The organism is Aeromonas sp. 604443 (assembly GCF_049170315.1).
GTDB classification, from domain to species: Bacteria; Pseudomonadota; Gammaproteobacteria; order Enterobacterales; family Aeromonadaceae; genus Aeromonas; species Aeromonas veronii_A.
In genome coordinates, this window is the sequence record NZ_JAAKMI010000010.1 from 44389 (window position 1) to 57155 (window position 12767).

Sequence of the window (12767 nt, forward strand, 5' to 3'; positions counted from 1 at the left end):
CCTCACTTATTGTTGTGCGATTACAACATATGCTCCGTCATCTTAGGGTGACAATCTACCCAGATTGTCTGCGCAAGGTCAAATAACAGGCCGATTCAGAACATGTATTTCCATCACCACTCCACAACCGGCTTGTTATGTAACTTACTTACAGTTTTTACGCCCCTTTCACCGCCGCCGCTACAGGCAAAAACGTCTGATCAGGTGTTGCAACACTGCGGTGGTCGGCTTGACGAAGGAGAGGTCGAGATACTCATCCGGCTGGTGCGCCTGGGTGATATGGCCGGGCCCCATCACTATGGTCTCGCAGCCAAGCTGCTGGATAAACGGCGCCTCGGTGCAGTAATTGACTGACTCGGCGGCGCGACCGCTCGCCTTCTCCGCTTCGCGCACCAGCACAGCGTCGTCGGCGCAGGCGTAGGCGGGAATGGGTTCATGCAGATGTTGCAGATGCAGGCAGCCCGGCTGGTGGATCTCGATGGGCGACAGTGCCTCTTTGAGCATCCCCATCAGCTCATCCGGCCCCACCTGCGGGGTGGGTCGCAGGTCGATATGCAGCTCGCAGCAGCCGCAGATGCGGTTCGGGCTGTCACCCCCCTGAATGTAACCCAGGTTCAGGGTTGGCTGCGGCACGGCAAAGCGGTGGTCGGCGTAGCGATCTTTCAGATCCTGCTGCAAGCGCAGCACCTGCCCCATCGCCTTGTGCATGATCTCCATGGCGTTGACACCGTTGGCGGGATCCGAGCTGTGACCGCTCTTGCCGGTAATGCGGATCGCCTCCGACATATGCCCCTTGTGGGCCACCACCGGCACCAGCCCGGTCGGCTCGCCAATCACCGCGTAGTCTGGTTTGAGTTCGGCTGCCGCTGCGATGGCGCGGGCCCCCGCCATGGTGGTCTCTTCATCGGCGGTAGCGAGAATGCGCAGCGGCTTGGTCAGCTTGGTGAGGTCGATCTCTTTGAGCGCCTCGACGATAAAGGCGAAGAAGCCCTTCATATCGATGGTACCGAGACCATAGAGGCGGTTGCCCTCTTCCGTCACCTTGAAGGGATCCTTGCTCCACCCCCCCTCATCGAACGGCACCGTATCTGTGTGACCCGCCAGCAGCAGACCGCCCTCCCCCTGACCGATCGTCGCCACCAGATTGAACTTGCCCGGCAGGTCGGGGAGCGCCGTTACCTCGCACTGAAAACCGAGCTGACCGAACCAGTCGGCCAGCAGCCGGATCACCGCCTCATTGCTCTGATCCCACTTGGGATCCGTGCTGCTGATAGAGGGAATCGCAATAATATTCTTATAAAGTGAAAAAAAATCCAGATTGGCCATCAGCTCCTCCTTGCGTCCCCGGAATGTTTCTGTTAGAAAATACAAATGCAAAGTGAGTGCATGAATATTCTGTAATTTTACCTGAATATCTGGCTCATCAACAAAGGCTTCTAGTTGTAAGGGAAAGTTAATGTTCTGTCACCTGATCTATAACCGACGACACACACCCGCCTGAATTGCCCCTCCGCACTTGTGCAAAGGGGCGATCGAACACCCTTGTGCACTGCAGCGTCATGCTGTGAATCTCGAACTCTGACTTGGAATATTCAACATGCTTAACACCGTTATCGTCGGTGCCAGTGGCTACGCGGGAGCCGAACTGGCCGCACTGGTACAGAACCATCCACAACTCAAACTGTTCGGCCTCTATGTCTCCGCCGGCAGTCAGGATGCCCACAAGCGCTTCTCTTCCCTGCATCCCCAGTGGGTCGGTGCCCTCGATCAGCCGCTGCTGCCGCTGGACGACGACGGCATGACCCGGATCCTGACCCAGGCCGATCTGGTGCTGTTGGCCACCGCCCACGAGGTGAGCGCCGAGCTCGCCCCCAAGTTTCTCGCCAAGGGGCTGCCGGTGTTCGATCTCTCCGGCGCCTTCCGGGTCAAGGATCAGGGCTTTTACGACAGCTTCTACGGCTTCACCCACGACAGCGAGCAGTGGCTGGATCAGGCCGTCTATGGCCTGGCGGAGTGGAATGCCGATGCCATCGCCACCGCCCAGCTGATTGCGGTGCCGGGTTGCTACCCGACCGCATCGCTGTGCGCCCTCAAGCCGCTGCAGCAAGATGGCCTGATTGCCAAGGGGTGGCAGCCCATCATCAACGCTGTCTCCGGGGTTTCCGGCGCCGGGCGCAAGGCAGCCATCAACACCAGCTTCTGCGAAGTGAGCCTCAATCCCTACGGCACCTTCAATCACAGACACCAGCCGGAGATCAGCCACCACCTCGGCAAGGAGGTGCTGTTCCAGCCCCACCTCGGCAACTATGTGCGCGGCATCCTGGCCACCATCTATGTGCAGCTGGCGGACGGCGTGACTCCCACCCAGGTGGATCAGGCCTTCCTCAAGGCTTACGAAAGCAAGCCGCTGGTGCGCCTCACCGGCCAGATGCCCTCCATCCGTGGCGTAGCGGGCACCCCTTACTGCGACATCGCCTGGCAACAGCAGGGCAACATGCTGGTGGTGGTCTCGGCCATCGACAACCTGCTCAAGGGCGCCGCCTCGCAAGCCATGCAGTGCATAAATATCAAATTTGGTTTTGAACCGGCCACCGGCCTGATTTAAGGACTTAGGAAGGATCTCGAACATGGACAAACAGACGTTGGTAATCAAGCTGGGCGGTGCCCTTATCGAGAACGACGAGGCGCTGACCGCCCTGTTCGCCACCCTCAAAACTTTTCTCGACGATCAGCACCGTCCGCTGGTGCTGGTGCACGGCGGTGGCTGTCTGGTGGATGACCTGCTCAAGGGGCTGGGTCTCACCTCCACCAAGAAGAATGGCCTGCGGGTAACCCCGTTCGAGCAGATCCCCTTTATTGCCGGTGCGCTGGCAGGGACCGCCAACAAGCAGATGATGGCCAAGGCGATCGCCACCGGCATTCCGGCGGTGGGGCTCTGTCTGGCAGATGGCGGCCTGTGTCAGGTGACCCAGCTTGACCCGGATCTCGGCGCGGTCGGCGAGTGCAAGCCGGGCAACCCGGCACTGGTGGCGGGCATCCTCGGTCAGGGCTTCTTGCCGGTAGTGAGCTCCATCGGTATCACTGCCGAGGGGCAGCTGATGAACGTCAACGCGGATCAGGCGGCCACCGCCATTGCCGAGGCGCTCGGTGCCGATCTGGTGATGCTCTCCGATGTGAGCGGCATCCTCGATGGCAAGGGCAAGCTGGTGCCCCAGCTCGACAAGCTGACCGCGCTGGATCTGATGGAGAAAGGGGTGATCCGCGATGGTATGGCGGTCAAGGTAGAAGCGGCCCTGCACGCCGCCGAGACCCTCGGCAAGCCGGTCTGTGTCGCCAGCTGGCGCTACCCGGATCAGCTGCTCAAGCTGCTGGCTGGCGGCGCGGTCGGCACCCAGGTAGCTATTTGATCTCCACCGGAACAAGGAACATCCGATGCAACATCTTCTGAAAGACAGTGATCTGAACAAAGCCCAGATTGAAGCGCTGATTGCGCTGGGCCAAGCGGTCAAGGCCGACCCAAAGCAGTACAGCCAGGCGCTGGCCGGCAAGAGCGTGGTCACCCTGTTCGAGAAACCCTCCCTGCGCACCCGGGTCACCTTCGACATCGGCATCGCCAAACTGGGCGGCCACAGCGTCTATCTGGATCAGCAGAACGGCGCGCTGGGCAAGCGGGAGTCGGTGAAGGATTTCGCCGCCAACCTGTCCCGCTGGTGTGATGCCATCGTCGCTCGGGTGTTCGATCACCAGACCCTGGTCGAGCTGGCGGAGCACGGCACAGTGCCAGTAGTGAACAGCCTGTGCAACCTCTACCACCCCTGTCAGGGGCTGGCCGACTTTATGACCATTGCCGAGCACTACGACGACCTGTCGAAGGTGAAGCTTGCCTACCTCGGTGATGGCAACAACGTCAGCCACTCTCTGCTGCTGCTGGGGGCGACCCTGGGCACCGACGTCACCCTGATCTGCCCGAAAGGCCACGGCCCGGATACCCAGATCTTCCTGCAGGCGCAGGCTCTGTCGGCCAAGTCGGGGGCGACCATCCACATCAGCGATGACGTGGCAGATATCGAAGGGTTCGACGTGGCCTACACCGACACCTGGGTTTCCATGGGCGACAACACCCCGATGGAGCAGGTCAAAGACCTCTTTATGCCTTACCAGATCAATCAGGCCCTGCTCGACCGCACCGGCATCCAGCATGTGCTGCACTGCCAACCGGCGCACCGGGAGCTGGAGATCACCTCGCAGGTGATGGATGGCCCCGCCTCCCTCATCATGGACGAGGCCGAAAACCGGATGCATATCCAGAACGCCGTGTTGCTGACCCTTCTCGGCGGCAAGTAACGCGGCACTCAACCTGAATCACGACCCTTTTATTGAATCATCATCGAATCATCACGGAGAGAAGTAACATGAGCGGAATCAACAAGATCGTACTGGCTTACTCGGGTGGACTGGATACCTCGGCCATCATCCCCTGGCTCAAAGAGCACTATGACGCCGAAATCATCGCCTTCGTGGCCGACGTGGGCCAGGAGCGCGACGATCTGGAAGGGATCGAGCAGAAGGCCATCACCTCCGGTGCCACCAAGTGCATCATCAAGGATCTGCGGGAAGAGTTCGTCAAAGAGTACGTCTATCCGACCCTGAAGACCGGCGCCGTCTATGAGGGCACCTATCTGCTGGGCACCTCCATGGCCCGTCCGGTGATCGCCAAGGCGATGGTCGAGGCGGCGCTGGCGGAAGGGGCCGATGCCATCTCCCACGGCTGCACCGGCAAGGGTAACGATCAGGTGCGTTTCGAAGGTGCGGTTGCCGCGCTGGCGCCCCAGCTGAAAGTGATCGCCCCGTGGCGGATCTGGGACATGCGCTCCCGGGAAGATCTGCTCTCCTATCTGGAGACCCGCAACATCCCCTGCAAGGCGACCCTGAAGAAGATCTACAGCCGCGATGCCAACGCCTGGCACATCTCCACCGAGGGTGGCGAGCTGGAGAGCACCTGGAACGAGCCCTCCGAAGCGGTCTGGCAGTGGACCGTACCGGCCGAGCAGGCACCGGACCAGCCGGAGTACGTCAAGCTGACCGTGGCGCAGGGTGAAGTGGTGGCCGTTGACGACCAGCCGCTCAGCCCGCACCAGATCCTGATGACCCTGAACGAGCGTGCCGGCAAGCACGGCGTGGGCCGCATCGACATCACCGAAAACCGGATGGTGGGGATGAAGTCCCGCGGCTGCTACGAAACCCCGGGCGGTACCGTGATGGTCGCCGCGCTGCGCGCGGTGGAAGAGCTGGTACTGGATCGCCCGACCCGCGCCTGGCGGGAGAAGCTGGGTGCCGAGTTCTCCCATCTGGTCTATGACGGTCGCTGGTTCACCCCGCTGTGCAAGGCGATCCTCGCCTCGGCCAACGCCATCGCCGAAGATCTGGACGGTGAAGTGGTGCTGAAGATGTACAAGGGTCAGGTCACCGCGGTGCAGAAGAAGTCGCCGAACAGCCTCTACTCCGAAGATTTCGCCACCTTCGGCGCCGATGAAGTGTATGACCAGAGCCATGCCGAAGGCTTTATCCGTCTCTACACCCTGGCCAGCCGGATCCGCGCCATGAAGGAGCAACATCAGGCTATCGGTGGCGATCACACCCACGGCTAAGCAAGCGCGATAACCCGTTGATTCCGTTGAGGGGGCATGGCCCCCTCTTCTATAGGCAGAGGGCATAACCCCTGACCCATCATCGGCGGGTGTGACAAGAGCGGCAGCGCCCCGGCCGCTTCTGTGAGATAACAGGCTCGCAGAAAAACAGGGCACGATTTCAAGCTCGGCGGCCAGGGCGCCGTCGACAACGCATTCAAGGAGAGCAGTATGGCACTTTGGGGTGGACGCTTCAGTCAGGGAGCCGATAGCCGGTTCAAGCAGTTCAACGATTCGCTGCGGTTCGATTACCGGCTGGCGGAGCAGGATATTCAGGGCTCCATGGCCTGGGCCAAAGCGCTGGTCAAGGTGGGCGTATTGACCAGTGACGAGCAGGGCAAACTGCAGCAGGCGATGGAGGTACTGCTCGCCTCGGTGCAGCAGGATCCCCAGCAGATCCTCAATTCGGATGCCGAAGATATCCACTCCTGGGTCGAGAGCCAGCTGATTGCCGCCGTCGGCGATCTTGGCAAGAAGCTGCACACCGGCCGCTCGCGCAACGATCAGGTCGCCACCGACCTGAAACTCTGGTGCAAGGCGCAGGGTGAGCTGCTGCTCGGCTCCATCACCGCCCTGCAGCAGGGACTGGTCGCCTCCGCCCGTGCCAATCAGGCCGCGGTGCTGCCCGGTTACACCCACCTGCAGCGGGCCCAACCGGTCACCTTCGCTCACTGGGCGCTGGCCTATGTGGAGATGCTGGAGCGGGACTACTCCCGGCTACAGGATGCCCTCAAGCGGCTCGACACCAGCCCGCTCGGCTGCGGCGCGCTGGCGGGCACTGCCTATGCCATCGACCGCGAAGCGCTGGCGCTCGACATGGGCTTTGGTGGCGCCACCCGCAACAGTCTGGATTCGGTCTCCGATCGGGATCACGTAGTGGAGCTGATGCACGTGGCGTCCCTCTCCATGACCCACCTGTCGCGCTTTGCCGAAGACCTTATCTTCTACAACACCGGCGAGGCGGGCTTTGTCGAGCTCTCCGATGCGGTCACTTCCGGCTCGTCGCTGATGCCGCAGAAGAAGAACCCGGATGCGCTGGAGCTGATCCGTGGCAAGACCGGCCGGGTGGTCGGCGCCCAGATGGGCATGCTGATGAGCCTCAAGGCGCTGCCGCTGGCCTACAACAAGGACATGCAGGAAGACAAGGAGGGGCTGTTCGATGCCCTCGACACCTGGCACGACTGCCTCGATATGGCGGCGCTGGTGCTGATCGATCTGAAGGTCAACGGCGAACGCACCATGGCGGCGGCGCAAGGCGGCTACGCCAACGCCACCGAGCTGGCGGACTATCTGGTTGCCAAGGGGATTCCGTTCCGTGAAGCGCACCATATCGTCGGCGAAACCGTGGTCTTTGCCATCAGCGTGGGCAAACCGCTGGAGGAGCTCTCCATCGGTGAATTCCAGCGTTTCAGCCCGGTGATCGAGTTCGACGTCTACCCCAATCTGGAACTGGAAGCGACCCTGGCCAAGCGGGTCGCCAAAGGCGGCGTCGCCCGCGAGCAGGTTGAGGCAGCCCTCACTGCCGCAGAGCTGTGGCTGGCCAAACGGGTGGGTTAAGCCACGGTAATAGTCATCCGAAATAGAAATAAAAACGGCAACCTCGGTTGCCGTTTTTATTTTCGTGAAAATAAAAACGGCTCGAACTTGACCCGCAACACTAAGGCGACATTATTCACCCATAACCATTAACAGCCCACTCACTAGCTTTAGTCAAAACATCAACCAATTTGCAATTTTATTTCTGAACTTGTGCACGTTGTCAAACCCCGCCACTATTAACAGAAACACCTCCTTGATATAATAACCAAAAAGAACATTAAGAATATTTCTACACCACAGAGAAACTTTACGGAAATATATTTATGACTCTAACTTCAAAAGAAGAAGTATCTGAACTACACAGTGACATATTAGAGTGTCAAAATGACATATTAGAGGCATTATCAGAAAACAAACACGCTGACATTGAGAATCTGTTCAAAAAACTACTTGATAAGATTATTTTAATAGGGTCTTACAATAGAGTTACATGGCCAATAAAGCAAACTAGAAAATGGTGGGATTTTTTCTCTAAAATCAGCAAGTATGAACAAGCATCCCATTTCATTTCTCTAATCGATGACAAAATACCCGACTGCTCTCCATCACAAGTAGAGCCATTGGAATTTGTCAGGATAGAACTACTATGGGGTATTACAGACGAATCTGACAACCTTGAATGGATTGCAACTGCATATACCAAAAAGTATCCTTTTAACATAGAGTTTCTTCATACCGCAGCACATATTTTCATTAGAGATAACAAAACTTTTTTTGAAGGTATTCATTTTTACAGAAAATGTATAGAAGCATGGGGAAATGATTTCAGAGAGTTGAAAAAAGGCACTTATAATCTTGAGATATCTAAGTTCAGAGAGACACTAGAAAGCTCCGATTATTTAAACGCTGAAAAACAGCTTGACTATATAATTAGTTTCCAACCATATAAAAACACTCCCGAGTTTAACAATATCTCTGTTATGTATAGAGAGCGATTAAAAGATCGAAAATTCACCGAAGCGAAAACAAAACAACTTGAGAGAGAAATAAGAGAAACTATAAAGGCAGAGTTAGAAATACAGTCAAAGAAAAACATTGAACATCTCAGCTTCTTTTGTGCTGTTATCACTTTCATTATAACAATAGCTATGTCTGCATTTAATACAGATTCGAAAACGGCGCCTATAGTGGTTTTATCAACTGGTATTTTCACCTTTTTATTAGTGACAGCCTTTTCATTATATAACTTCCCACCAAGAAATATATTTAAAGACTATCGAGCATATATTATATCACTATATACACTATTGCTAATAACCCTATGTTATTTTATTGTCTCATAAATATTTTCGTCGTAAAAATTGAACTGTAATCAATTATTATGAGTAACTAATTGCAATAAAAAACGGCAACCTCGGTTGCCGTTTTTTATTGCTCACCGCCGTTCACGCGCTGGCATTGAGCAGTTTGCCCACTCCCTCCCCCTTGCCATTGGGCAGGGTCTGTTTAAAGGCACCGAGCAGCTGGTCGAGGTTGAGATTGCTGGCACCGAGGGAATCCTTGAGGGTATCGAGCTCGCTTTGCAGCGCATCGAGGCGGGTGCTCTGGGTACCATTGGCCAACTGGCTACGGGCGCTATCGATGGCGGTAGGGAGGGATTGGCCGCCATTCTCCAGCCCCAGAGTCTGCATCAGCTCACCCATAAAGTGGTTGATGGCCGAGCGGTTCTGCTCGTTGTCGGCATCCTTGATACCGAGTCGCTGGAACAGACTCTGGATGGTCGGGGCAAGGCGAGCCTCCTGTTCGGCAGGCTGCACGGGCTGGGGTTTGCTACTGCTGACAAGCAGCTGACTGCCCAGCTTGAGGGCGATCGAGGCAAGGGGAAGCTGGTTGCTGATCATGATATCTCTCCGCGACAACGACCCTTGATGGTGTTGCCAAGAGGAATGCATAAGCGGGGCCAGAACGATGAAAAAACGCCAACCATAGCCAACTCATTGAACAACCTAGCAATTTGGGTGACCGCCTCGTGCTTGGGCATTGCAACTGAGGTCATCACAAGAGAGCCGGGCGGCCAGCGGCTGCCGCTGCAGTTCCAGGCGGCAAAGGGGCATTACCGCAGCAAACCGGAGACGGCAGGGCTCCTCTTCGCTATATACCGCTACATGCCCGCCATCCCCTTGATCACGTCATTTTTCATTCATTAAACTTATGGGCATTAAGATCATGTAAATTTTCTTATCTAACATGTTCGCGCATGATGGCTCTCAAACCGGATTTGCCGTTGCCGCTATGCTGGCCGGCAGCCGCCTTCTCCCAGCCTCTTTCGTTTATGGAGTCGCTATGTCCCTGATCACCCCCTATATCTCCCCCGAAGTCAACCAGCTGGCTCCCGGCTTTCGCGCTTTGAGCATCACGGTGCAGGCCGCCGCCGTGGTCGACCCGAACGTGGGGGCGCGCGCCCTTGATGAAGCCTGCACCGCCATGCTGACCGCCGATGTGCCCTGGGCAGAGGCGCATCTCGCCGCCTGGGGCGAGCTGTTCAGAAAATTTGGCGCCAAGCCGCAGCGGACTCCCTGTTCCGCCGAGGCTCTGAGAAAGCGGGTCGCCCGCGATGGCAACCTGCCCGCCATCGATCCCGTAGTCGATCTCTACAACGCCATCAGTATCCGCTACGCCATTCCGGTGGGGGGCGAAAACCTGCTCACCTATGAGGGACTACCGCGACTGGTGGTAGCCGATGGCAGCGAGCAGTTCGATACCATGAAGGGGGGCGAACCCGCACACGAATCTCCGGAACCCGGCGAGGTGGTCTGGCGGGATGACAAGGGGGTCACCTGTCGGCGCTGGAACTGGCGGCAGGGTGTGCGTACTCGACTCAGTGTCGATTCGGGCCAGATGTGGTTCATTCTGGAGAGCCTGACCGAGATGCCGCTGGCTGCGCTGCATGAGGCGGGGGAAAAACTGATCGCCGGGCTGCGGGAGATGATGCCGGAAGCGGTGATCGCACAGAGCCTGCTCGGCTATGTTGAGTAAACCGAAGGACGAGCCAACTCGTCACCGATAGATACAGAGAGGGGCGCCACAGCGCCCCTCTCTCTTTTCACCCTGCTCAGCCCAGCAGCATATAAAGCTGGTGAGCGGCTACCCCGGCGCACAGGCCGCCGATGGTGTGGGCGACGATGGCGCGGGAGGTGAGGTGGCGATAACCGAGAGCATCCAGCATGGCGGTGTGGGTGCTCAGGAAGCCACTCCAGCACATCCCCATGGCGGTAAACACCGCGACCTCGTTACCGGTGATCCACCCTTTGGCGATAAAGGGGGGCACCAGCGACATGGCGGCACCGACCGCACCGAGCGAGGTGGCGGGGAAAGCGACCAGCTCCGGCTGCTGGAAGCCAAACAGCAGGTCAAACAGCCAGCCAGCCTTGGCAGCCAGCACCGGCAGCAGGGCTACCCCCTGGAAGGCTTCGCCGGTATAGCCCTTGTCGCCGGGGCCGAAGGTGAGCAGCATGACGAAGGTACTGATGATGAGCACACCCGGGATCACCGCCATCCCCAGCTCCACACCGGATTTGCCGCCATCGAGCAGAGAGTTGAGGATCCGCAGCCAGCCGGGAGCCGCCTCTTTGGTCACCCCGACCTTGTGCCCCTTGGCAACAGTCGGCTCATCGTCCAGCACCTCGCCCACCAGCGGGCGGATCATCCGTTGCATCAATCGGGTAGAGACCACCGAGCCTACCAGAGCGCCGAGCAGCCCGATGAGCGCCGCGCTTGCAGTGGATTCACCGCCCGGCAGCTGCAAGGTGGCCATAAAGGTCACCACGATCAGCCCCATGCCAAAGGCTGTGCCGAAGTTGGTGAGCGACACTAGCTGCCAGGGGGTGAAGCCCTTGCGAAAGCGGCTGTCCTTGGCGAGGCTGATCACCGCCGGGTTGTCGGAGAAGAAGGTCATCAGCGCCGCCAATGCGGTGCGACCGGGCAGACGAAACACCGGTTTCATCAGGGGTGCCAGCAGCACCTCCAGCAGTCGGATCACCCCGAATTCGCTCAGCAGCTGGCTGAGGGCGCCGGAAAGTACGGTGATCCCCATGATAAAGAGCACGGTATTGAGCAGCAGCTGGTGGGCGGTATTGAACAGGGTGTTGACCATGGCGGAGAGGCCCATCTGGCTGCCGAGGTAGCCAAACAGGCTGCCCAGGATCAGCAGCACCAGCACGGGCTCAAGCCACTCGCGGATGGTGGCCAGTCGCCCCTTTGAGTCTATAACTACTTGATTTTCCATATCTATCCTGCCGTCATTCTGTGCGTGTGTGATTGTTGTTATGGTAAAAGAGCGGTGTTGAACCAATGAAAAAAAGCCCTTGTCTTGCGACAAGGGCTTTTCGGTTTGGCTCCTCCTGCTGGGCTCGAACCAGCGACCTGCGGATTAACAGTCCGTCGCTCTACCGACTGAGCTAAGGAGGAATTATTCGTGGTGCCCAGAGACGGAATCGAACCGCCGACACGGGGATTTTCAATCCCCTGCTCTACCGACTGAGCTATCTGGGCAAATGGTGCCGGCTACCGGAATCGAACTGGTGACCTACTGATTACAAGTCAGTTGCTCTACCTACTGAGCTAAGCCGGCACACTTTAAACCATTGTGCATGAACAAATTTTTATTTCATGGCACCAAATTTTGGTGCCCAGAGACGGAATCGAACCGCCGACACGGGGATTTTCAATCCCCTGCTCTACCGACTGAGCTATCTGGGCGTGGGCGCTATTAAACGGATTTTAAGGCGGATGGTCAACGGGAAATTTCACTTTTTGTCTCGTTCGTCTCTTTTTTGCGCAACATCGTCCATTTCTGCCACTTCCTCGGCACAGGCCGCGCGTTTTCGCCCCCAGACTCTGGGTTCTTCCCCCTTGAGCAGGCGGGAGATGTTCTCGTGATGGCGGAGCAGGATAAGGCAGGAGAGCAGCGAGACTGGCAGGGTATATTCGGGTTTGAGCAGGTAGGTAAAGAGCGGCGTCAGCAGCACGGTAATGATGGAGGCCAGCGAGGAGTAGCCGCTCACCAGCAGCACCAGCAGCCAGGTGCCAATCACGGCGCCCCCCATGGTGAAGCCGATGGGCAGCATGGTACCGAGCGCCGTCGCTACCCCCTTGCCACCACGAAAATGAAAGAAGAGGGGGTACATATGGCCGAGACAGGCGGCGACCCCGATAAAGCCGAGGTAGACGGGTTTGATCTGCAGATACCAGGCGAGATAGACGGGCACAGTGCCCTTGAGCACATCGAGCAGCAGCACCACCAGCGCCGCCATCCGGCCACCGAGGCGCAGCACATTGGTTGCCCCCGGATTGTGGGAGCCATGATCCCGCGGGTCGGGCAGACCGGTGCAGCGAGAGACCAGCACAGCACTGGATAGTGAACCACCCAGGTAGGCCAGAATAATCATCAAAATCGTCAGGGCCGTCATCTTGGTCGTTTTTACCACGATATGAATGGGGTATGATGCGGGCCACATACGCTGGCATGGGCCCATGCCCACC

11 protein-coding genes and 4 tRNA genes are annotated in these 12767 nt (G+C 57.8%); 7 read left to right on the forward strand and 8 right to left on the reverse strand.

Features of this window, described 5'->3' with window-relative positions:
* Positions 1 to 180: 180 nt before the first annotated feature.
* The gene (gene argE, locus G5380_RS14140) at positions 181 to 1326 is read right to left on the reverse strand and encodes an acetylornithine deacetylase (protein ID WP_021231252.1); all 1146 of its coding nucleotides are present in this window, start codon (positions 1324 to 1326) and stop codon (positions 181 to 183) included.
* Positions 1327 to 1597: 271 nt separating this feature from the next.
* Between argE and argC the strand changes: the two genes are divergently transcribed.
* The 6 genes from argC to G5380_RS14170 all read left to right on the forward strand — a co-directional run bounded on the left by argC (position 1598) and on the right by G5380_RS14170 (position 8569).
* Positions 1598 to 2605 (forward strand): N-acetyl-gamma-glutamyl-phosphate reductase, encoded by a 1008-nt coding sequence (gene argC, locus G5380_RS14145; RefSeq protein WP_106844180.1) that lies wholly within the window; start codon positions 1598 to 1600, stop codon positions 2603 to 2605.
* Positions 2606 to 2627: 22 nt separating this feature from the next.
* Positions 2628 to 3407: an acetylglutamate kinase gene (gene argB, locus G5380_RS14150; RefSeq protein ID WP_005336097.1), complete on the forward strand. Its 780-nt coding sequence runs from the start codon at positions 2628 to 2630 to the stop codon at positions 3405 to 3407.
* 25 nt (positions 3408 to 3432) lie between these two features.
* On the forward strand, positions 3433 to 4344 hold the full coding sequence (locus tag G5380_RS14155; protein ID WP_421352841.1) for an ornithine carbamoyltransferase: 912 nt from the start codon (positions 3433 to 3435) through the stop codon (positions 4342 to 4344).
* A 68-nt stretch (positions 4345 to 4412) separates the two neighbouring features.
* Positions 4413 to 5648, forward strand: coding sequence for an argininosuccinate synthase (locus G5380_RS14160; protein ID WP_042053571.1), 1236 nt, complete (start codon positions 4413 to 4415; stop codon positions 5646 to 5648).
* Positions 5649 to 5858: 210 nt separating this feature from the next.
* Positions 5859 to 7244, forward strand: a complete 1386-nt coding sequence (argH, locus tag G5380_RS14165; RefSeq protein ID WP_421352842.1) for an argininosuccinate lyase — start codon at positions 5859 to 5861, stop codon at positions 7242 to 7244.
* Positions 7245 to 7549: 305 nt separating this feature from the next.
* Complete coding sequence (locus tag G5380_RS14170) at positions 7550 to 8569, forward strand: hypothetical protein (RefSeq protein WP_376897413.1); 1020 nt, start codon at positions 7550 to 7552, stop codon at positions 8567 to 8569.
* Between the two features lie 102 nt (positions 8570 to 8671).
* On the opposite strand, the gene G5380_RS14175 is transcribed toward G5380_RS14170, so the two are convergent.
* Positions 8672 to 9127 carry a hypothetical protein gene (locus G5380_RS14175; protein WP_421352843.1) on the reverse strand — a complete coding sequence of 152 codons (456 nt, stop codon included), beginning with the start codon at positions 9125 to 9127 and terminating at the stop codon, positions 8672 to 8674.
* A 442-nt stretch (positions 9128 to 9569) separates the two neighbouring features.
* Between G5380_RS14175 and G5380_RS14180 the strand changes: the two genes are divergently transcribed.
* Positions 9570 to 10262, forward strand: coding sequence for a B3/4 domain-containing protein (locus G5380_RS14180; protein WP_158113363.1), 693 nt, complete (start codon positions 9570 to 9572; stop codon positions 10260 to 10262).
* Between the two features lie 76 nt (positions 10263 to 10338).
* Here G5380_RS14180 and G5380_RS14185 read toward each other — a convergent pair whose 3' ends face one another.
* From G5380_RS14185 to plsY, 6 genes are all read right to left on the reverse strand, one after another.
* On the reverse strand, positions 10339 to 11511 hold the full coding sequence (locus G5380_RS14185) for a CD0519/CD1768 family membrane protein (RefSeq protein WP_103252346.1): 1173 nt from the start codon (positions 11509 to 11511) through the stop codon (positions 10339 to 10341).
* 106 nt (positions 11512 to 11617) lie between these two features.
* Positions 11618 to 11693: transfer RNA gene (locus tag G5380_RS14190), tRNA-Asn, on the reverse strand.
* A gap of 8 nt (positions 11694 to 11701) precedes the next feature.
* Positions 11702 to 11777: transfer RNA gene (locus tag G5380_RS14195), tRNA-Phe, on the reverse strand.
* Between the two features lie 3 nt (positions 11778 to 11780).
* Positions 11781 to 11856: transfer RNA gene (locus G5380_RS14200), tRNA-Thr, on the reverse strand.
* A 52-nt stretch (positions 11857 to 11908) separates the two neighbouring features.
* Positions 11909 to 11984 (reverse strand) — tRNA-Phe (locus G5380_RS14205).
* A gap of 47 nt (positions 11985 to 12031) precedes the next feature.
* Complete coding sequence (plsY, locus tag G5380_RS14210) at positions 12032 to 12694, reverse strand: glycerol-3-phosphate 1-O-acyltransferase PlsY (RefSeq protein WP_270905373.1); 663 nt, start codon at positions 12692 to 12694, stop codon at positions 12032 to 12034.
* Positions 12695 to 12767: the final 73 nt, after the last annotated feature.

Excerpts from the sequence above, each read along its gene's own strand:
- G5380_RS14160 (WP_042053571.1), top strand. The coding sequence starts at position 4,413 with ATGAGCGGAATCAACAAGATCGTACTGGCTTACTCGGGTGGACTGGAT.
- G5380_RS14170 (WP_376897413.1), top strand. The coding sequence starts at position 7,550 with ATGACTCTAACTTCAAAAGAAGAAGTATCTGAACTACACAGTGACATA.
- argE (WP_021231252.1), bottom strand. The coding sequence starts at position 1,326 with ATGGCCAATCTGGATTTTTTTTCACTTTATAAGAATATTATTGCGATT.
- plsY (WP_270905373.1), bottom strand. The coding sequence starts at position 12,694 with ATGACGGCCCTGACGATTTTGATGATTATTCTGGCCTACCTGGGTGGT.
- argH (WP_421352842.1), top strand. The coding sequence starts at position 5,859 with ATGGCACTTTGGGGTGGACGCTTCAGTCAGGGAGCCGATAGCCGGTTC.
- G5380_RS14175 (WP_421352843.1), bottom strand. The coding sequence starts at position 9,127 with ATGATCAGCAACCAGCTTCCCCTTGCCTCGATCGCCCTCAAGCTGGGC.
- G5380_RS14180 (WP_158113363.1), top strand. The coding sequence starts at position 9,570 with ATGTCCCTGATCACCCCCTATATCTCCCCCGAAGTCAACCAGCTGGCT.
- argC (WP_106844180.1), top strand. The coding sequence starts at position 1,598 with ATGCTTAACACCGTTATCGTCGGTGCCAGTGGCTACGCGGGAGCCGAA.
- G5380_RS14185 (WP_103252346.1), bottom strand. The coding sequence starts at position 11,511 with ATGGAAAATCAAGTAGTTATAGACTCAAAGGGGCGACTGGCCACCATC.
- G5380_RS14155 (WP_421352841.1), top strand. The coding sequence starts at position 3,433 with ATGCAACATCTTCTGAAAGACAGTGATCTGAACAAAGCCCAGATTGAA.
- argB (WP_005336097.1), top strand. The coding sequence starts at position 2,628 with ATGGACAAACAGACGTTGGTAATCAAGCTGGGCGGTGCCCTTATCGAG.